18 protein-coding genes are annotated in these 20,721 nt (G+C 43.3%); 16 read left to right on the forward strand and 2 right to left on the reverse strand.

Features of this window, described 5'->3' with window-relative positions; all coding sequences use genetic code 11:
• Positions 1-66: 66 nt before the first annotated feature.
• Both nrdA and ubiG read right to left on the reverse strand, forming a co-directional pair.
• On the reverse strand, positions 67-2,349 hold the full coding sequence (gene nrdA / locus ACTRWI_RS12750; protein WP_499131883.1) for a class 1a ribonucleoside-diphosphate reductase subunit alpha: 2,283 nt from the start codon (positions 2,347-2,349) through the stop codon (positions 67-69).
• A gap of 509 nt (positions 2,350-2,858) precedes the next feature.
• Entirely contained in the window at positions 2,859-3,569 is a 711-nt protein-coding gene (gene ubiG, locus ACTRWI_RS12755; RefSeq protein ID WP_499131885.1) for a bifunctional 2-polyprenyl-6-hydroxyphenol methylase/3-demethylubiquinol 3-O-methyltransferase UbiG, read from the reverse strand.
• Positions 3,570-3,860: 291 nt separating this feature from the next.
• Here ubiG and gyrA point away from each other — a divergent pair, with 291 nt between their 5' ends.
• The 16 genes from gyrA to ACTRWI_RS12835 all read left to right on the forward strand — a co-directional run bounded on the left by gyrA (position 3,861) and on the right by ACTRWI_RS12835 (position 20,680).
• Positions 3,861-6,503: a DNA topoisomerase (ATP-hydrolyzing) subunit A gene (gene gyrA / locus ACTRWI_RS12760; RefSeq protein WP_499131886.1), complete on the forward strand. Its 2,643-nt coding sequence runs from the start codon at positions 3,861-3,863 to the stop codon at positions 6,501-6,503.
• Positions 6,504-6,677: 174 nt separating this feature from the next.
• Entirely contained in the window at positions 6,678-8,135 is a 1,458-nt protein-coding gene (gene gmtY / locus ACTRWI_RS12765; protein ID WP_499131887.1) for a gamma-mobile-trio recombinase GmtY, read from the forward strand.
• Positions 8,135-10,798, forward strand: coding sequence for a gamma-mobile-trio integrase GmtZ (gmtZ, locus tag ACTRWI_RS12770; protein WP_499131889.1), 2,664 nt, complete (start codon positions 8,135-8,137; stop codon positions 10,796-10,798). Before gmtY ends, gmtZ begins: the two co-directional genes overlap by 1 nt.
• On the forward strand, positions 10,798-11,475 hold the full coding sequence (gene gmtX / locus ACTRWI_RS12775) for a gamma-mobile-trio protein GmtX (RefSeq protein ID WP_102360276.1): 678 nt from the start codon (positions 10,798-10,800) through the stop codon (positions 11,473-11,475). The genes gmtZ and gmtX overlap by 1 nt, the downstream gene beginning before the upstream one ends.
• Positions 11,475-11,912, forward strand: a complete 438-nt coding sequence (locus tag ACTRWI_RS12780) for a VPA1267 family protein (protein WP_499131891.1) — start codon at positions 11,475-11,477, stop codon at positions 11,910-11,912. Before gmtX ends, ACTRWI_RS12780 begins: the two co-directional genes overlap by 1 nt.
• The gene (locus ACTRWI_RS12785; protein WP_499131893.1) at positions 11,909-14,077 is read left to right on the forward strand and encodes an AAA family ATPase; all 2,169 of its coding nucleotides are present in this window, start codon (positions 11,909-11,911) and stop codon (positions 14,075-14,077) included. The genes ACTRWI_RS12780 and ACTRWI_RS12785 overlap by 4 nt, the downstream gene beginning before the upstream one ends.
• 82 nt (positions 14,078-14,159) lie before the next feature.
• On the forward strand, positions 14,160-14,813 hold the full coding sequence (locus tag ACTRWI_RS12790; RefSeq protein ID WP_499131895.1) for an AbiV family abortive infection protein: 654 nt from the start codon (positions 14,160-14,162) through the stop codon (positions 14,811-14,813).
• The gene (locus ACTRWI_RS12795) at positions 14,795-15,340 is read left to right on the forward strand and encodes a hypothetical protein (protein ID WP_499131897.1); all 546 of its coding nucleotides are present in this window, start codon (positions 14,795-14,797) and stop codon (positions 15,338-15,340) included. Before ACTRWI_RS12790 ends, ACTRWI_RS12795 begins: the two co-directional genes overlap by 19 nt.
• A gap of 262 nt (positions 15,341-15,602) precedes the next feature.
• A complete protein-coding gene (locus tag ACTRWI_RS12800) occupies positions 15,603-15,953 on the forward strand; it encodes a hypothetical protein (RefSeq protein WP_499131899.1) in 351 nt (116 codons plus the stop codon).
• A gap of 59 nt (positions 15,954-16,012) precedes the next feature.
• The gene (locus tag ACTRWI_RS12805; RefSeq protein ID WP_499131901.1) at positions 16,013-16,288 is read left to right on the forward strand and encodes a hypothetical protein; all 276 of its coding nucleotides are present in this window, start codon (positions 16,013-16,015) and stop codon (positions 16,286-16,288) included.
• 70 nt (positions 16,289-16,358) lie between these two features.
• Positions 16,359-16,517, forward strand: a complete 159-nt coding sequence (locus ACTRWI_RS12810; protein WP_499131903.1) for a hypothetical protein — start codon at positions 16,359-16,361, stop codon at positions 16,515-16,517.
• Positions 16,518-16,914: 397 nt separating this feature from the next.
• Positions 16,915-17,331 (forward strand): Imm44 family immunity protein, encoded by a 417-nt coding sequence (locus ACTRWI_RS12815; RefSeq protein WP_499131904.1) that lies wholly within the window; start codon positions 16,915-16,917, stop codon positions 17,329-17,331.
• Between the two features lie 122 nt (positions 17,332-17,453).
• On the forward strand, positions 17,454-17,669 hold the full coding sequence (locus ACTRWI_RS12820; protein ID WP_499131906.1) for a hypothetical protein: 216 nt from the start codon (positions 17,454-17,456) through the stop codon (positions 17,667-17,669).
• Complete coding sequence (locus tag ACTRWI_RS12825) at positions 17,670-18,305, forward strand: hypothetical protein (RefSeq protein WP_499131907.1); 636 nt, start codon at positions 17,670-17,672, stop codon at positions 18,303-18,305.
• Between the two features lie 1,352 nt (positions 18,306-19,657).
• A complete protein-coding gene (locus ACTRWI_RS12830; protein WP_499131909.1) occupies positions 19,658-19,834 on the forward strand; it encodes a hypothetical protein in 177 nt (58 codons plus the stop codon).
• 249 nt (positions 19,835-20,083) lie between these two features.
• The gene (locus ACTRWI_RS12835) at positions 20,084-20,680 is read left to right on the forward strand and encodes a GTP cyclohydrolase II (protein WP_499131911.1); all 597 of its coding nucleotides are present in this window, start codon (positions 20,084-20,086) and stop codon (positions 20,678-20,680) included.
• Positions 20,681-20,721 lie beyond the last annotated feature (41 nt).

The raw sequence follows: 20,721 nt of genomic DNA on the forward strand, positions 1-20,721 counted from the left end.
GAACCCTGTTAATGCTTTAAACCCAGAGAAGCTAACTTCTCTGGGGTCTTAATATTTTACTGCGGTTTAGATCTTACAACCGCCGCCTTCACAATCTTCTTCCGGCACTGTTACTGCGTCGCCTTGGTCGTCTTTAGCACCATCACGAGTGTTATGGTAGTAAAGCGTCTTAACGCCAAACTTGTAAGCAGTCAGTAGGTCTTGAAGCAGCTTCTTCATTGGTACTTTACCGCTATCGTAAACACTTGGATCATAGTTAGTGTTTGCAGAGATAGCTTGGTCAACGAATTTTTGCATGATACCCACTAGGTGTAGGTAACCGTCGTTAGAACCAATGTTCCAAAGTAGCTCGTAGTTCTCTTTAAGATTTAGGAAATCAGGAACCACTTGCTTCAGGATGCCGTCTTTCGATGCTTTCACTGATACGTAACCACGTGGTGGCTCGATACCGTTAGTCGCGTTCGAAATTTGAGACGAAGTCTCAGAAGGCATAAGCGCAGTTAGCGTAGAGTTACGCAGACCGTGCTCCATGATCTCTTCACGTAGCGCATCCCAATCGTAGTGTAGAGGCTCATCACATACTAAATCGACATCTTTCTTGTAAGTGTCGATTGGCAGTAGACCTTTCGCGTAGTTAGTCTCGTGGAAAGATGGGCAACGGCCTTGCTCTTTCGCTAGTTCTACAGACGCTTTAAGTAGATGGTATTGAATCGCTTCAAAAGTACGGTGCGTCAGGCCATTTGCACTGCCGTCAGAGTACTTAACACCATTCTTCGCTAGGTAGTATGCGTAGTTGATAACACCTACACCTAGAGTACGACGGTTCATTGTCGACTTGTATGCTGCTGGAAGCGGGTAATCTTGGTAATCAAGAAGTGCGTCTAGAGCACGAACAACCAGTTCAGAAAGCTCTGCTAGGTCATCCAGTTCGTTGATTGCGCCAAGGTTAAATGCTGAAAGCGTACATAGGGCAATTTCACCTTCGTCATCTTCTACGTTAGAAAGTGGCTTAGTTGGCAGCGCGATTTCTAGACATAGGTTCGATTGACGAACAGGGGCAACTTCAGAATCAAACGGGCTGTGTGTATTACAGTGGTCAACGTTCTGAATGTAGATACGACCAGTAGAAGCACGCTCTTGCATCAATAGAGAGAATAGCTCTACTGCTTTTACTGTTTCACGCTTGATTGACGGATCGTTTTCGTACTTAACGTACAGCTCTTCAAAACGCTCTTGGTTTTCGAAGAACGCGTCGTATAGGCCAGGTACATCAGATGGTGAGAACAGGCTGATGTTGCCACCTTGAACTAGACGAGAGTACATAAGCTTGTTCAGCTGTACGCCGTAATCCATGTGACGAACACGGTTCTCTTCAACACCACGGTTGTTCTTCAGTACTAGTAGAGACTGAACTTCACCGTGCCATAGTGGGTAGAATACCGTTGCTGCACCACCACGAACACCGCCTTGAGAACAACATTTTACTGCTGTTTGGAAGTATTTGTAGAAAGGGATACAGCCTGTGTGGAACGCTTCACCACCGCGAATCTCAGAACCAAGAGCACGGATACGACCTGCGTTGATACCGATACCAGCACGTTGAGACACGTAACGAACAATTGAGCTTGCAGTTGCGTTGATAGAATCAAGGCTGTCACCACACTCGATCAGTACACAAGAACTGAATTGACGAGTAGGCGTACGTACACCAGACATGATCGGTGTAGGTAGAGAAATCTTAAACGTAGACGATGCGTCGTAAAAACGTTTGATATAGTCAAGACGAGTCGATTTCGGGTATTTAGCGAATAGACACGCAGCAACTAGAATGTAAAGGAACTGAGCACTCTCGTAGATATCTTTCGTTACACGGTTTTGCACGAAGTATTTACCTTCAAGCTGTTTAACCGCTGCGTAAGAAAAATCTAAGTCACGCTTATGGTCGATGTACGAGTCAAGTTCATCGAACTCAGCCTTCGTGTAGTCTTCCATTAGGTGGCTATCGTATTTACCCATATCAACAAGATTTGCAACGTGGTCGTAAAGAGCAGGTGGCTCGTATTTGCCGTACGCTTTTTTACGTAGGTGGAATACTGCAAGACGTGCTGCAAGATATTGGTAATCTGGAGTCTCTTCAGAGATTAGATCCGCTGCTGACTTGATGATTGTCTCATGGATATCAGTAGTGGTAATGCCATCGTAAAACTGAATGTGAGCTTTCAATTCTACTTGTGATACAGAAACATTGTGCAAGCCTTCAGCTGCCCATGTGATCACGCGATGGATTTTTTCTAAATCGATCGTTTCTTTGCGCCCGTTACGCTTAGTAACAGTAAGTTGTTGGTTCATTCTGCTTAATTTCCCTAACAAAACTAAACAAGGCCGTGTTTTTGTCTATTTTTGTGTAATTTTTGTAAATTACGTTTCGGCTTTGTGATCTTGGTCTACCCATACATTGTAGTTCAAACACAACATATAGGGGTCATTTGTTTGTTGGGTTACAAGATAGTGCTACAACTGATATTTTTCAAGGCAAAGAAATGGGGTTGCTTGTGGATAAGTGGTGGATTGAAAAAAAACTGTAAGTGACCACTAACTGATGAGGTTAGATGTCACTTGATTGTATAAAACTCGCCTTTTAAGGATGCTTTATTTTTGCACGCCGATAAAAAAAAATCCCTTGATCTTTGGGCAAAATGAGCGACGGATTTTCGGCGATTAAATTTAAATCTAGGTGGTCAAAATGGAAGCTGGTGCACGAAGTTTAGACTGAAAAAAGTCGCAAAGTTATGTTAATTGCAACTCTTTTCATTAGTCTTTTTTATTAAAAAATTTTGCGGTTGATTTATTGATATTTGTTAGGCGAAATTTTTAGTGTGAACTATGTAGTTAACATCAACGTTTTGCCTTAAACGGTAACTGTCTGTTAACGGATTGTAGTGCAGGCCAGTGATGCCTAATTCCTGGAGTGGGGTGTTGTCTATCATCTTGATAAGTTCAGCAGGGCGAATGAACTTGTCATGCTCGTGAGTGCCTTCTGGAACAATTCTAAGCAGTTTTTCTGCGCCAACAATCGCGAACAAGTAAGATTTGAAATTACGGTTCAACGTAGAGAAGAACACGTGTCCACCTGGTTTTACTAATTTCGAACAAGCAGTAATCACAGATTGTGGGTCTGGGACGTGCTCCAGCATTTCCATACATGTCACCACATCGTAAGTTTGTGGGTTTTGCTCTGCATGGTCTTCAATCGTGCTTTGGATGTAATCTAGCTTGGTGCCGGTTTCTAGGGCGTGAAGACGTGCTACTTCTAGTGGTTCTTTGCCCATATCTAAGCCAGTGACTACCGCACCTTCGACAGCCATGCTCTCCGCTAAAATACCGCCGCCGCAGCCTACATCGAGGACTTTCTTACCAAACAAGCCTTCGGTTTTTTCTAGCACGTAATTTAGGCGAAGTGGGTTAATTTCGTGTAGAGGCTTAAACTCGCCTTCGAGATCCCACCAGCGCGACGCCATGTCTTCGAATTTCTTAATTTCTGCTGGGTCTACGTTCTGTGATTTAGTCATAATCGGCATTTCCAAGTTAAATAATGCATCCATGAAATTGCAGGCATTATAACTTGCCTTTTCGTGCTGACCAGAAGATCTACAATTTTGCGAATTTATTGGATGTAAAGTGAACATGTTTCAGCGAGATATGATGCTGAGGTGCAATTTCTCATCAATTGATTGGCTACAAGGGTCATAAGATGATAAAAGGTTAGGGAAAGTGATGCCTCCGTAGGTAAATTTGTGTTATATTTTTCGGTCTTATACGTATTCAAATATACGATCTGACTATAGAGGGAAAATGGCTCTATGAGCGATCTAGCGAAAGAGATCACGCCCGTAAATATTGAAGATGAGCTTAGAGGTTCATACCTAGACTATGCGATGTCCGTCATCGTTGGTCGTGCCCTTCCAGATGTGCGTGATGGCCTGAAACCAGTACACCGCCGCGTTTTGTTCGCGATGAATGTACTAGGTAATGATTGGAACAAACCATATAAAAAGTCTGCTCGTGTAGTAGGTGATGTAATCGGTAAATACCATCCGCATGGTGATAGTGCTGTATACGACACAATTGTTCGTATGGCTCAACCGTTCTCACTACGTTACATGCTAGTTGATGGCCAAGGTAACTTTGGTTCTATCGATGGCGACTCCGCGGCTGCAATGCGTTATACCGAAGTTCGTATGGCGAAAATTGCTCACGAGCTTTTGGCTGACCTTGATAAGGAAACTGTGGATTACGTACCGAACTACGATGGTACTGAACAAATCCCAGCAGTTCTTCCGACAAAAATTCCTAACCTATTGGTAAACGGTGCTTCTGGTATCGCAGTAGGTATGGCTACCAACATCCCACCTCATAACCTAGGTGAAGTTGTTGATGGCTGTTTAGCACTTATCAATAATGAAGAGATCACGATTGATGAGCTAATGGACTACATTCCTGGTCCTGACTTCCCGACAGCAGCACTTATTAGTGGTCGTAAAGGCATCGTAGATGCATACAAGACTGGCCGCGGTAAAGTTTACATGCGTTCAAAAGCGGACATCGAAGCTGACAAGAATGGTAAAGAGACCATTATCGTTACTGAGATCCCTTACCAAGTAAACAAAGCCCGTCTGATCGAGAAAATTGCTGAACTGGTTAAAGATAAGAAAGTAGAAGGCATCAGTGCTCTACGTGACGAATCTGATAAAGATGGTATGCGTATTGTTATTGAATGTAAGCGCGACGCCGTGGGTGAAGTTGTTCTGAACAACCTATACGCACAAACTCAGCTGCAAACGACTTTCGGTATCAACATGGTTGCTCTAAACAATGGCCAACCACAGTTGTTTAACCTAAAAGACATGCTTAAGTGCTTCGTTGACCACCGTCGCGAAGTTGTTACACGTCGTACTATCTTCGAACTGAAGAAAGCGCGTGACCGTGCACACATCCTTGAAGCATTGTCTCTAGCACTTGCAAACATCGATGAAGTTATCGAACTTATCAAGAACGCTCCAACACCGGCAGAAGCGAAGATTGGCTTAGTGTCTCGTGGTTGGGATCTTGGTAACGTGGCTTCAATGCTTGAGCGTGCAGGTACTGACGCAGCTCGTCCTGATTGGTTAGAAGACCAATACGGCATCCGCGATGGCCAATACTTCCTAACGGAAACACAAGCACAAGCAATTCTAGAACTTCGTCTTCACCGCCTAACAGGCCTTGAGCACGAGAAGATTCTAGACGAATACAAAGCACTTCTAGAAGAAATCGCTGAGCTAATGCACATTCTTGCAAGCACTGAGCGTTTGATGGAAGTGATCCGTGAAGAACTTGAAGCAGTGCGTGAAATCTATGGCGACGAGCGTCGTACAGAAATCACAGCAGCGGTTCATGATATCGACATGGAGGAGCTAATCGCTCAAGAAGATGTTGTAGTAACGCTTTCTAACGCAGGTTACGTTAAGTACCAAATCCTAAGTGACTACGAAGCTCAACGCCGTGGTGGTAAAGGTAAGAGTGCAACTAAGATGAAAGATGAGGATTACATTGAGCGTCTGCTTGTTGCTAATACTCACGACAACATCCTATGTTTCTCTACGCGTGGTAAGACATACCGTCTGAAAGTTTACCAACTACCATTAGCAAGTCGTACTGCTCGTGGTAAGCCTATCGTTAACATTCTTCCTCTAGAAGAAGGTGAGCGCATTACGGCTATTCTGCCTGTATCTGAGTTCTCTAACGACAAGTTCATCTTCATGGCAACCGGCGACGGTACTGTTAAGAAGACATCTCTGGATCAATTCGCAAACGTACGTGCTAACGGCCTAATCGCAGTTAACCTACGTGAAGACGATTCATTGATTGGCGTTGACATCACTAACGGTGACAGCGACATAATGCTGTTCTCTAAATCGGGCAAAGTTGTTCGCTTTAACGAGGACAAAGTACGTGCAATGGGGCGTACTGCTTCTGGTGTTCGTGGTATGAAGCTACCAGAAGACGATCAAGTGGTATCGCTGATTGTTCCTTCTAACGAAGGCGATATCCTAACTGTAACTCAAAACGGCTACGGCAAGCGTACTGAGCTAGCAGAATACCCAACGAAAGGCCGTGCAACGCAAGGTGTAGTATCTATCAAAGTCTCTGAACGTAACGGCCCAGTTGTTGGTGCGGTTCAAGTTGAAGAAGGCGATGAAATGATGATGATCACCGACGCAGGTACGTTAGTACGTACTCGCGTTGCGGAAGTGAGCCAAGTTGGTCGTAACACTCAAGGTGTCACACTGATTCGTACAGCTGATGACGAGAATGTTGTAGGACTACAACGTATTGATGAAGTAGAAGAAGCAGAGGTAGTTGAAGGCGAAGCTGAAGTAGCAAACGCTGAAGCACCAGTTGTTTCTGAATCCAGTGAAGAGCAAGCATCAGACGCTTCTGATAGCGAGCAAGACACTGAGTAAGCTTTCACTTCTAAAAAGAGAAGTTGAGACAAAAAACCGAGCCATTGTTTATATATAGTAACTTAAAGGGTGTATATTGTGTATTAAGGCAGAGAAATCTGCCTTTTTTTTGCACAAATATAACTATAGGTATATAGTGAATAGTATGTATTTTGTGTATAGGGAAAGCATGGCTTGTCATCAGTAAAAGTCAGAGCGACGATTGTAGAGGACAATACGGGCATCAAAAGCCAGATGCCTATCTTGCTAACTGAGCAAGGAGAGTTAGGTACGGTCACGGACTACCTACTCAAGCTAGAGGCGGACGGTGTGAGTAACTCCGTCATGAATGGATTTCTTCAAGCGGTGTCCTTGTTGTTGGATTATATGGAAGCAAATAGAGGATTGTTTGACGATCCGAAGTTGCTCTTTCAGACCTTTTCTAAGCGGTTGTACACAGGAACGATTGGTGAAGATGGACTTGACCCATCAGGTTTATATTGGGTGCCAAGTTCAACCAGTAACGTGAATAAGCATATTCATAGACTAACGGCATTTACCGACTGGTTGGCAGAAAAACAAGGTACTGCGTCCATGAACCCCTTGCGTGATGCCACCCCTCATGAGCAGCGATTGAATTACGCTGCATGGTATCGCAAAAACCAAAATGATTTCCTTGGTCATATCGAAGATAAGACTGTGAACAAAACCATCCGTAAGGCGCGAACCATTAAGGGACGCACACCACTCACCAAAACCGAAGATGACGCCATCGCCTTTCCTGAAAAGCATTGGGAAGATTTTTATATGAACGGTATTGGTGGCGCAAGCGATCCACGAGTGGCACTCAGGGACAAATTAATACTCCTGCTCATGCACGGTGGAGGATTACGCGAAAGCGAGGCTTTAACCCTTTGGGTGACAGATGTGTTTGAAGATCCTTATAACCCAGATAGTGCTATCGTTCGAATTTACAATGAAGTCGATGGCAAAGCGCCAAATGACCCTGAAGTTCGTTCTAAAAATCAGAATAGAGAAACGTACTTAAAAGAAAAGTATGCGCGTATCCCTCGCCAACGCATGAAAGGCACCGCACATCTCGGTTGGAAGAACCGCGTAGTTGACCATAAAGACAACTACATACAGGTTCAGTGGTTCCCAACCGACTATGGCAAAGTGTTTATGTCACTTTGGAAAAAATATCAAAAGTACCGCGCCAGCATCGACTGTCACCACCCTTATGCGTTTATTTCTTTTCATCACAGTGCCTTCGGCAACCCTTACACCATCAACGCTTTCCATGATAACTACGCTAACGGCTTGAAGCGCATTGGTTTGGAGCAAAACAAGGCTGAAGGTAAAGACCCACACGGACATCGACATAATTACGGCAGACGACTTGAGCGTTCGGGGCTGAATCCCTTGGTAATACGCCGTTGTATGCACCACAAGTCCCTAGACTCACAAATCCCCTACACAGGCAAAGGTCAGCAAGAAATCTCTGATGAACTGACCCAAGCAACACTGCAACTGGCAAACCCTGAATCCAAAGTCAAAGCTCTGGACTGGAAAGCACTGGTTGAGCATGGGTTTGACGACATCGACCCACAGGGTTACTTCACGGGCAAACATCCAAAATTGATAGGTAAGTAATGAAGAATAAAAGAAAAAAACATGATGGACGCTCATCGGATTTAACCTTCTCATGGATGCTCACCACGCTTGGTGCGGAGTGGCAGCAATGGCAGGAGTTGGCTGCTGAGTGGATGTCGACACAAACCACTAACATTTCTGATAAACAGCAAGCTTTGGGTCGTTTCTTCGAATCCTACCTTGTTGAATGTGCGCCTTATGCCATCAGCAATATAGAACTGTTTTTTAAGGACTGGAACGGACATCAATGCTCTAGTGAAGAATTGGAGACTCTAGTAAAGAAAACACTAAATACCCGAGGGGCCATCCAGAAAAGTGTGAATAACCCATGCGATTTCATCGACTTTGTTATCGAAAAAGTGTTCTCGGAAGAAGATGATAATGGTAACCTCATGCCACTGGTTCAAAACCCGCTGAGCAAAATCAAAAGACAAGCCATTGCGACCGAAACTGTGCGCAACCCTCTGCCGTATCGTTATATTCAGGACTTGCGACAAATCCTTTGCCCACTGCCAGATAAAACTGAATTGACCGTCCTTGAGGAAAATCTTAAGGACGGTGAAACCTTGCTGCCTGCCTATCACTATCGCCACTTCAAGCACTGGACATGGGCGCAGCAGCAAACAGGGCAAGGTAATAAAAGTGGAGATTGGTTCGAGGTAAAGCCTGAACTGATTGATAAAACCGACCCTGACTGTGTGTGGCGCAGCAAAGAAGTCACTCGCAAAGGTAATAAAATCAACGTTCATCAAATCTGGTCGCCTGTCAAAGCAATGGTGATTTTCATGAAGCTCCACCTACCGCTGCGTACCTATCAGGTGCGGATGCTCGATAGTGGGGAAGCGGACACTTGGCGCTATGAGCAAGGTCAATGGGTAGTGAACACCCAACATGACTTCGCGCTTGGCAGTGAAAAACGCCCATTCGGAAAAGGCATCTTCCGCCGCATTCACGACACCATGACAGGGCTATACTCCACAGGCTGCTATATCAACACCAACAAAACCGCCGACCAGAACAAAGACGAACTGGAGCGGGGCTACATCATCCCTTGGCAAAACGAGGAAGTGCTGTACTGGCTTGAGAAACTGCGTAACTGGCAAGAAAAATACAACCCCATTGCAAAGCCCACCGATTGCACCACCCTGCTGGCAAAGCACACTTGTGAGAAGAAATCGGAGAAACAGCTAGAAGGCATGGGCGAAATTGCTTTTTTGTTTCGTGATGCAGCAGCAAAGGGTGATGATAAACATAAGCCAATTCAATCCAGTACTGGACTCAAAGCATTCTGGTATCAACTCTTACTAAAGTTGGAAAATCAACTCGTGGAGCAAGGCGATACCCTAGATAACGGCGAACGGTTAAAACTGGTTGTGGATTATCCAGAAAGTACGGCAGAAGCTGCTAAGGTTTCCACACTCTTTCCCCTGCACAGTTTACGTGTCTCGCTCATCACCGCTTATACGATGGACACGCAATTGCCATTGCCAGTGATTTCTAAACTACTTGCAGGTCATACGCGCCTGTTGATGACCATCTACTACAACAAAATCACCCCGTCCGTGATGGCAGAGAAGATGGATGAAGCACATGGTGAGTTGGATGCGAAATCCAAACAATCGGTGCGTAACTTCCTTAAAGATGCCTCGATGGAGCAAATTCAATGCAAGATGGTGTATCAAAGTGATGATAGCATTCAGGCGGCACTGGTTAATCGTAATCCGATAGGTTGGGAAGAACGCTCGTGTGGCTTGTGTTTGGTAGGTGGTAACACAGTTAAATCGGATGAAGTCAGTACCCTTGGTGGTTGCTGGAACGGTGGTGAGTTGATTAGAGATGCAAAAGCCGCTGCAAATCGCGTTTATGCCAGTGTGCCACATGGCCCTGAAAACTGTATCCGCTGCCGCTGGTTTATTACCGAAGCTTATTATCTTAAGCCACTCAATGCCCACTTCAATCAACTGAGTTACAAAGCGCATCAAGCGGCTAACCTCTCTGTGGAAATTGAGGGTGAACTGGAAGCCCTTAAAGACAAGCAGTTCTTTTGTGAAGAGCAAGGAAAGCCGTTTATCAAACACGATGAACTGCAAGCCCTACAGCGCCGCTATGAAAAACAGCAAGTCGAAGCCGATGAATACACAAAAGACTGGATAGCGTGTTTTGAGCTTATCAGCAAAATCATTCGTGTCGAAGAAGCCAGAAATGAGGACGACACCAAAGATAAACTGATTGCGGTTGGATCTGAGCAAGATGTCAGCCATGCCTTGAATTTTATCGAAACCGACTCTGAATTACTGCACTTATCGCTGCTTTGTGATGACGCGGAGTTTTACCCTGATTTACAGGACGAACTGCGTAAAACCCCTGTTATTCAAAAGCGCTCGATGCAACTCAGTCGTGTACTGATGAAAAAAGGCTTTGAGCCGATTTTCATGGAAATGGACGACAAACAACAGCTCATCGCTGCCAATGCCATGCTTCGTCAGATGGCGAAAATCGCTGACCCTGACGACAAACTTGAAGGCTACCGCAAAGTGGCGAGCTACATCGAAGCGGGTGAATACCTGATTGATAATAAACTGTTCTCTCAGGGTATTCATGCACTGACTGATAAAGCCATTCACCTAGATGGCATCGCTCTACCGAACTTATTGGAGGACTAATGGAACTCGATATAGATGTTATTCTGGCTGACTTAAAAGAAGGTAAAGTGCCTCGCACGCAGCAAAACCTCGATAAGCTCAATGACACGCTGAAAGCCTATGCGGAATCAGGTCAGCGCGACTTCTCCATCACGCAAATTGGTCGAGTGTCTGCTGAAAATGGCGGATTGGCGTATGAGGCTTTGCGTGCCACCCGTAACAAGCACTACCGAACGCTCATCGAAGCATGGGCGGCAAAGTACAATACCAGTACCAAAAAACCGTTATCCAACACCTCACGGTCTAAATCCATCCCTGCGGATAATAAACTGTTAGAGCGTATCCCAGACCCTGCGGTACGCGCCTTGTTTGGTCAAATTATTGCCGAGCGTAACCGTTACCGCAAAGAGGTTAATTTGCTCAAGCAATACGCCAATATTACCATCGACAAACGCCCTGTGCGCCAGTTTGACACCACCGCAGAACCAAGCGTGGAAGTGCTGCCATCCCTATCAGGCGTACTCACCGAATCAGAGAAAAAAGCCTTAGCGTATGCCATTTCTGATGAGTGCATGGAAAAGAACGACTGGCAAACTACTCAGGCGGGTCAGGTAAAAGACATGGAATACAATAGTGAAGTATTCCCTAGAGGCTTTGTCACAGGACTTCGCAAACTATTGGGTGAGGTAGATGACTAATGGCAAGTGGGCAGCAGAAAGCGCAACAAAACCTTGAAGCATTTGAAGTCTGGAAAGCCACACAGACTGACGATGACTTTAAACAAATCGTATTCAGAGGTCAGCTTAATCGAATCGAGGTGGCAAAGGGCATCGGCTGTGGGAAATCGGCGTTAAACCAAAATCCTGCCCTCAAGAAAGCACTCAAAGCCTTAGAATATGAACTGCGCGGTAGAGGTGTCTTGCCACCGTTGACTGATGTTGCTAAGAATAATGAGGACAAACCTCAAGCCTACGACAACACAGCAAATCGAAAGCTGCTCGATTCAAAGCGGGTGTCGTCATTGGAAGTTGAGAATATTGAATTGAAAGCCAAGGTCAAGGAGCTTGAAAAGCGACTTGAGCGCTTTGGTGAGCTATCTGAAACCTTATCCGAAATGGGGTTGATGCCTCGATGAATACCGTTTTGCATGAAGACCAAATGCGCGTAACCAGTATCCCTTATCACTCGACCAAGATGGTGATATTCAGCGGTGTACCGCTGGCGAAAGACTCTTACAAAACCAATAGTGGGAAGTATTACGTCACCATCAAAGCCGACCCCGATAGCATCCCTGTGCTTCCAACGCTGGGTCAGCATTGGTCAGTCAAAGGCGCTCGCCAGATAGAAAATATGGAGATGGGGGATTATGTAATGCAGCAGCACACTTATGAATCACCCAAGCATATTGAATGCACTTTACCCGAAAAAGGTGAGCAACTGATACGCTTTATCGCCAGAGAAAGTGACTTCAAGGGTATTGGCGAAAGCAAAGCTAGGGCGCTCTGGCTGCTCTTGGGTAAAGACTTCCATGCCACACTGAGAAATGACACCCCAGAGTCCAGAAAGCGCCTGACATCGATTCTGAGTGAAGATTCAGTTGAAGCACTCTTTAAGGGGTACGCCAAGTATAAAAATCTGGCACATTGCAACTGGATGAGCGAGCACAACATCCCCGCCAGTGTGCAGCAACGGCTGCTCAAGCATCACGGTGAAGCCTCCATAGAGGTAATTAAGGATAATCCTTATGCTTTGATGGGCTTTGGTCTTTCGTTCAGTGCCATTGAAGATATTATCAAAGTAATGGATTTTAAGAGCGATGTTGCGAAGGATGACCCAAGAAGGCTCAGCGCTGCTCTGGAAATGGCGATTCGCAAGGAGATTGAAAAAGGTCACACCTATACCACTCATGCCAATGTGCGCCCTTACCTCAACAAACTATTGAAAGACAAAACACTGGTCACTCAGGCGTTCCAATCAGGTCATGATAAAGCTCAGTATATTTTAAATCCCGACACAGGAGCCTACCATCCAACTGCGCAACTTCTGATGGAAAGTGTCGTTGCCAAACGGCTAAATACACTGATTAAACGAAATAACTTGTTTGATGAAAACGCCAATGCTGCGTATTGCTCTGCGGCTGCGGAGCTTCCCTACGAATTAACCCCTAAACAAATCGAAGCCGTCACAACGTGTCTGGATAATTCGGTAAGCTGCATTACGGGTGGTGCAGGAACAGGCAAGACAACGGTACTCAGGACGGCTCTCAGGGCATATCATCAACTTGGATTTGAAATACACGCCGTTGCGCTCAGCGGTCGTGCTGCAATGAGACTTCATGAGTCCATCGGTTTTGTTACTTCAACCATTGCCAAATTGCTGCGTGAAGAACCTATTGAACCCAGTGTCGAGAAAACAAATCATCTATTAGTGATTGATGAAGCGAGCATGATTGACCTACCAACTATGTATCGCCTAGTAAATCACATTCACCCCTCTGTACGATTGATATTCACTGGCGACCCTGACCAACTCCCACCAATAGGTTGTGGCAAGGTATTGGAAGACATCGTTGAAGCAAAAACGGTGGCGAATACGATGCTGGATATCGTCAAACGGCAAGAAGGTTCAACGGGTATCCCCGAATACTCAAAACTCATCAATCAAGGTGTGATGCCTGAACAATTAAGCTCAGGTGCAATACACTTTCACGAAACCAGTAAAACAGATATTGCCAAAGTCTGTTGCGAGCTTTATCAAGAATTCCCTTATAGCAGTCGTGTCATGGCTCCAACCAAGGCACTCGTATCAGAAATCAATAAGCTCACCCAGCAAGCCGTTAACCCAGATAGCGCCAGCCTTGAGTTCGAAATCAATGGTGACAAGTTCTTTCTGCCACTTAGCCTCAATGATGCGGTGTTATTCACGCAGAATCATTACGATAAAGGCATTCAGAACGGCTCACTTGGCACACTAACCAGTACCAAACCTTCTGGTGACAGTTACGGTGAAGTGACGCTAGATACAGGTGAAAAGGTCGAGATAACACAATCCGTTCTCGACTGCATGGAGTTGGGTTACGCAATCACTCTACATAAAGCTCAAGGATCACAGTTTCCACGCATCATCATCGCTCTGCAAAACGGAAGAATAGTGGATAGAGCATGGTTCTATACGGCAATCACTAGAGCGGAAAGTGAAATCCATATCGTTGGTAGTAGTGATGACATGAAGCAGATCACCGAGGCACCTAGTCACTCTCATAAGCGGAATAGCTACCTGAAAGAACTATTACAATGCTGAAGTTTTATCGTGCAGAATTGCGTTTACTGCAATTCTGGTCTTGTACATAATGGCTTAATATTTAGGGGAACTAAAGTTATCAATGGAAAAATTAGACGGATTGAGCAAGTACAAGTTTGAGAAGATAGCGGTAGAGTCTTTACACAATGCTCTCAGACTCTTAAATGACTCAATATTACTATTCGAACATGGTTCATATCCATCCAGTTTTCAGTTAGCGGTACTTTCACTGGAAGAGTTTTCAAAAGCTAGTTGGGTTGAACACTATTATTACACAGCACTAACGAATGAAGGGTTCATGCCTGAAGACATTGAACAACAGTGGTTAAAGTTACTTTTCAATCACCCCAAAAAGCAAACTCATTTTATAAGTCGTGATTTATTTGAGTTTTCACCAAAGTTTGTAAAGAAGATTGAAGAGAAAGAGATTGAAGTAAAGAAGCAAAAGGCAACTTACGTTGGCTTAAGCAGGATTAAAGGTAAAGTCGATGTTGATAGCAGAGTGTCTATACCTATAAAAGTGACCTCTGAGAATGATGCAAAGCAATTTATTTCACTTATGGTTGGTGAGTTTAGGGATATAAATGAGAAAATTGCTCTAAATGACATGTATTGGGATATTCCTGATATGGATTTGATAACGCAAGACCCCTTGTTCGATAGAGTTTTGGCATGGCCGTTTGAGAGTGGCTTGAAGGGCAAGCGTTGGTATGAGGAGTGGAAGAAGAAATTGTGATTGAGTCTCGTTACTGGAAGGAAGACTTAGCTGCTTATGCCAGAAGGTTTAAACCCGTTTCTAAACCGCTAAGATATACCGAGAAGCGGCAAGTCAATTTCGAAAAAGATGTAATTATATCGTTATTTATGGTTCGAAAGCTTACTGAAGCAAAGAAGCTTTCCTCGCGCACAACGAGTAAACAATTTAATGTCTACGGTTCTAAATGTATCAAACCTGTCAATAGCTTGAACTTCTGGAACATTGATGAACTGTATGATCTATCTAAAGAAGATAAGCTTACAAAGACAGTCCAGTTTATTGCAAACCAATTAGTACATGGCAGTGCTTTGTATGCCTACAGAGATAAAGATCGCAACTGGGGAGGCGTCTATACTTGCTCTGATTTTGAGCGCCATAAATATGTATATAAAATCCCAGTTACTACCATTATCGAAATACTTGAAATTGCATCTGAAGATTACCCTACTGAGATTCATTATGATTACAACGAGGGGAAAGGTGACTATTCAGTCACCACAGATTAATAGAAAGTGTGAAATGTTGTCGGAAGACAATATAGTTTGTTCGATTCCAATAAAGTCTGATCATTTACAATAAAGATTGATCGATTTTTGGCTGTATTTAGATACGGGGGAAGGTAACTTCACAGTGGCACTTCGTAACTCAGAAGTGCCCCTTTATTAGCTTCTTCGACAAAATTAGCGTCTCCAATCGTTCGTTATTTGCCCAAATATTTCTCATGTTGTTATATTGGTATTTATGCAGAAAAAAGTAATAGGAAAAATTATGAATAGTGAAGAGTTTGTCGCAGCTATAAAAGAGATTGTTCGAGATTCGGCAATTGAGGATACGATTGAGAACTTAGAAGAGCCTCCGGGAAGAATAGTTCCAGAGGCCGAGAAACAGCGTTCCGAATGGTTCAATAAATTATCTGATAAAGATCGTAGTAATGTCGAGATCATCGTAACTGAAGCAGTCGACGAAGCGTTATTTGGTCTTCTTGCGATCCTTGATGGAGCTAGAGCAATTGAAGATGATAAAGGACGATTGGTGCTAGTGCATAAGGGGGTCGCAGAGGTGCTGCTCAATGATCCGGATAAGATTGGTCTTCATGAACTATACAATGCTAAGGATTAATTGATTTTATTTGATCCAGTAATGTTACAAACAGAGTAGATGATGTCATTAATGAAACTTTGTCTGCGAATAAAAGGGACATCACTAGCCAACATACATTGACAGCGGATGAGGCTTTAGAAGCCGGTCAAAAATTCCTTGGCAAGAATTATAACGAGATTGGAAAACCGGGCAGCGGAGTATTTAGAAGTGCAGATGGTACAAAGCAATTTAGGATGGATAACGGTTCTTTGTCTGGTAGTCATGCTCCAAACAAACCACACGTTCATCTTGAAACTTACAAACCTGGTTCTAATAAACCTACCGTTAACAATCACATCTCTTTTGTGGACTGAAATAACTATGGTTATGATTAAGTTAAATTCTATTGGGAAAATAATTCAGGGCGATGATGAGGGGTCGTTCGTGCAAGTAGTAGATGATTCGGAAAATACAGGTGGCTACTTAGTAGTCATCTCAGAAAATGAATCATTTAAAAACGGTTATGATGACTGGGTAGAAAACATGGAGGCTTTGCAAGGATACTTCGATGAATCTCACTGGGTAATCAAGTGGATAGAGTGAGTCGTCAATTTTTTGGATGATCGTTAGAATTAAATGTTACAAAGAGATCACCCGATGGTCGATTGAGGAATGCTGACGGAACATTTGCTTACGATGGCGGCCCCAAAAAGCACTCTTCTGACTCTTCTCATGGCAATACCAGAACATCGGATACTGAAGCCACGTTATACGGAAAGTTCGATGCGAATGGTAATTTCGAGAAATGGGGCATCTCGCAAGACGCTTCCACTAGGTATACAGCTAAAGAACTGGCTGGAGGAAGAATAAAAGAATATCGCCGAGGGCCTAGAGACCAAATGCTTGATAGAGAAAGGCGTTTAGTTGAAAGATTCCCGGGACCTAAAAACAATGAGCCTTGGGCTGGTTCAAAACGGCCTAAGTAGAAGGAAGTGCAACTATGATGATTCAAATTAGTGGTCAATATGGTGATCCAAGGGCTGACGATTTATTTTGGCCTATCCAGAAAATACTCAATGATCTCTTCAATAAAGAGATCTTGGGCGTTTACTTTAAAACTATCGTGATGTTTTCCATAGTATTTCGAGTATCTGGAAAAATTCGTGATTTTGGCTCAGAAGGGCCAGAGCGAATGAAGTACCTTAAGAAAGATGCCGAAATTACCATTGATTTAGCTTTTCCCGAGCGCTCTTGGCGTGGTGTAGATAAAAACGACCTGAAGCTATGTGTTACCGATGGGGTTAGAGCTTGCCTTAGCTTAATGATTGAGAAAGCGCAGGAGATAGGAGAAGTAGAGGACGCCGAAGGATTCAATAATGACTTAGAGAAGGCGATTTCAGAATTTCTTGATAATTAAATGTTACAAACAAGAGAGCAGCCCAGTTAGCCAAAAATAGAGCGGTAGGTAAAGCTGCCGAGGCCCAAGCGGCTAAAGACCTAGTTGCTGAAGGAAATTCTATTTTAGGTAGTCAAGTATCAGTGAGGACTGCTGAAGGCCGACGTGTAATTGATCACTTAGTTCAAGATGCCAACGGTACGATTCGAGCTGTTGAAGTGAAAGCAGGCGGTGCAGTCCGCAATGCTTCTCAGCTCGCCAAAGATAATGCGCTTGCAACACACGGTGGAACCCTTATTGGTAAAAATGCCCCAGATGAACTTCGTGGCAAAAACATGATTATTGAGAGGCGTTACTAATTGGCTGAGACTATTATGAGTATCAAAGAATTACAAAAAAATCTACTTGCAAGTGTTGGTGAAAAATTGACAGCTTTTGGCTTTGGGAAAAAAGCCAAACAGCAGTCCTTTTATCGATCTATTGAAGGAGGCAGAGCTAGTGTCCACCTCTCATTTATTAGACATGCCGATGACTTTGATGTAACGGTAAATGTCGCTATTCGGTTTAATGAGGTTGAGGAACTAATAAACTCTAATAATAACCTATTGTCTAAAAAGGAAAAAGCAGAAACTTTCACGTTTGGTGTAGAGCTTGGTAATTTATCAATTGGCGAACAGAAGCGTTGGAGCATTTCCTCTGAAGATGAAATATCTTCAGTTACTGATTCAATATTGGATGCTTTTGATAAGTTTGGAGAGCCGTATTTATTGAAATATTCGTCTATGGAGACTGCTTACGAGCTGCTGTCAAGTGATGAAAAAAGTGTATGGAAACATTGCCCATTCCATGCAACTAGAGCTAAGAACGCAATCGCTATAGCAAAGTTATTAGATCAGCCTGATATTCAAAATCAAATATCAACTAGAAGGCAGTTTCTGGAAGATATGAAAGATTTTGGCCTACCGGACTTTATAAGTTTTACGAATAGCTTGTAGTAGTAAAAGCCCGCATTCGTGGGCTTTTTAATGCGCTGCTTGTTGGATAACCTTATCTATCATTTCCATCCATCACAAACTGCTGCTTTGCTCTTGACAATTGCCTTACCTGTTCGATCTGCTGTTGCAGTTTCGATGTAGGTCCGCATTTAACACTTCCCTTAGCTGCTTCTTGACCGTGCAGTAACTGTATACAGAAAAAATAGGCAGTTAATGAGAAAAGTGCATCTAGGATTTAAAATAGGTAACATTAAGAAAGCACTGGGGGTAGGCACTTTAAGGTACTGATGGCATAAGGGTTATGTGCATTGTTGGCTAGGATGAACGTCAGGGTGTTCTGATGTTACAAAGAAAACAGGTTCTGTCGCAATTCTAGTTAGAGGCGTGACAGGCCCACCCTACAGATACAAGTATACTGCAAGTGCGTAGCCTTACCCTTTGAATATCTATGCACATTCCATTTTTGGGTCAAAAAGAGTAATCAAAACGCAATGAATTAGAGTTATTGTACTAAGTGATTTATGTCCAAAACCTTCACAGGCTGAATTTTTACCCGTGTCACATTTTACCCGTGGCACTTTCTAATTCAAAAGTGTCCAAAAACGTTTCAGAAATTGATCAATCTTTATTGTTATGAATCCCCAAGGGTGTAACATTCATCATAATGGTCAAATTTTAGTGGTCATACCGTTATGGGGAGCTTGAAAGAGGCACATTTCAGATCAAACTATATTGTCCACCGACAAATGTCATCGGCTTGTTAATCCTTGAGGGATAGAAGTGCGTACACACCATTATACATAGTGTGTACGCTTGTAACCTATGGGAAGAGCATTGTCAGTAAAGGCCTTCCACTCACTCACTCGCAAATAGACACGATTTTTACTGTATACTCCAAATGGCTCGGTTTTTTTATTACCTAGAATTTGGCTGTGACTTGTTTAAAACTAAATAGCTTAACCGCGATCAATCATCGCGCGACACTGCTTTAACAAAGACACTACGATGTCCCCATGGCAAAACAGAACCTGATTGAATCGAACTCTCCGATTGCAAAAGACTTAGGCCTAGAGTGTATTGAATAGGGTGAAAGCAGGGAAGAGTCATCATGAAATTACGTAAAATATGATAGCAAGAATCGTCGAGTTTATGCAGGATAAACCAGCGATGAGGGTTTCAAACTTATTACTTTGGCTGTTAACGAGCCTATTATTTCTGCTATTTGTAAATTTATCAGTAAAAAGTGTTAGAAAGCGCTCATAAAAATTGTGTATTACTGTTTACCAATTGAACTGTATTTTGTAAAATTAGAGGATTATAGAGGCAACGCACTGTTATATAAGGATGTATCTGTGGATAACGTTATCACAAATTTAAAAAAAGAGTTCCATACTCATGTCCAGTCAGATAAATGGGCAGAAAGATACAGTGCGAAATCGAGCATCTCGACTCTGACACAAGAAGAGTTAGCTGAGCTAGAAAATGCTTGGGTTCAACTTGTTATTTGGAAACAGACTCAAGTAAGTTAATCGTTCGGTAAAACGAGCACGATTCGCTGCAACTGACTCATTTATAACCCCATGTTGGTCATTCCAATTTGGGGTTTTTTCTTACCTAGAAGAATGGTTGTTATAGTATAACAATTTTGTCACTATCGACCTTGAAAAAAATTGTTAACAGCCTCATAGTGTCTATCATTAGATAGTTAGCTACAAAATATTGCCCAGACATATAATGTAGTGTTGTTAAATACATCGAATTTTCAAGTGAGTATAACTATGGCGGAAGTGCGTGCCAGAATAGATTTCAAAGTAGGGGTAACAAGCAGTATTGATGCTGAATTACTCTCTTTTCATGGATTGAAAACAGATAAAGAGCATGTTGCTGTAATATTTAAATCAGTAGATAAAACACAAGATGTCCCTCTTGTTCGTATGCACTCGGAGTGCCTTACTGGTGATGTTTTCCACTCTTCTCGCTGTGATTGCGGTGAGCAGTTAGATGAAACCATTAGAATCATGGGCGAAGCTGGCGGTGTGATTCTTTATCTACGCCAAGAAGGCCGTGGTATTGGTTTATATAATAAGATCGATGCATACCGTCTTCAAAGTGAAGGTATGAACACCTACGAAGCGAATAACCATCTAGGCTTTGGTGATGATTTGCGTGATTTCACTGAAGCGGCTGAAATGCTGCGTGCGCTAGGTATCCCGAAGATTCGTTTGTTGACGAACAATCCTAAGAAGATTAATGAGCTTAAGTCCTATGGTATCGAGATTGAAGAAGTGGTGAATACTTCTGCTCATATCAAATCTGGTAATGAAAGCTACCTAAAAGCTAAAGTTTCACACGGCAAGCATAACCTGGATATCTAATCCGCGGCTTGTTGCGCCTAATACAAAATGTTTAAAGACCT

It is taken from the genome of Pseudoalteromonas sp. G5_S1_14_S5 (assembly GCF_054968605.1).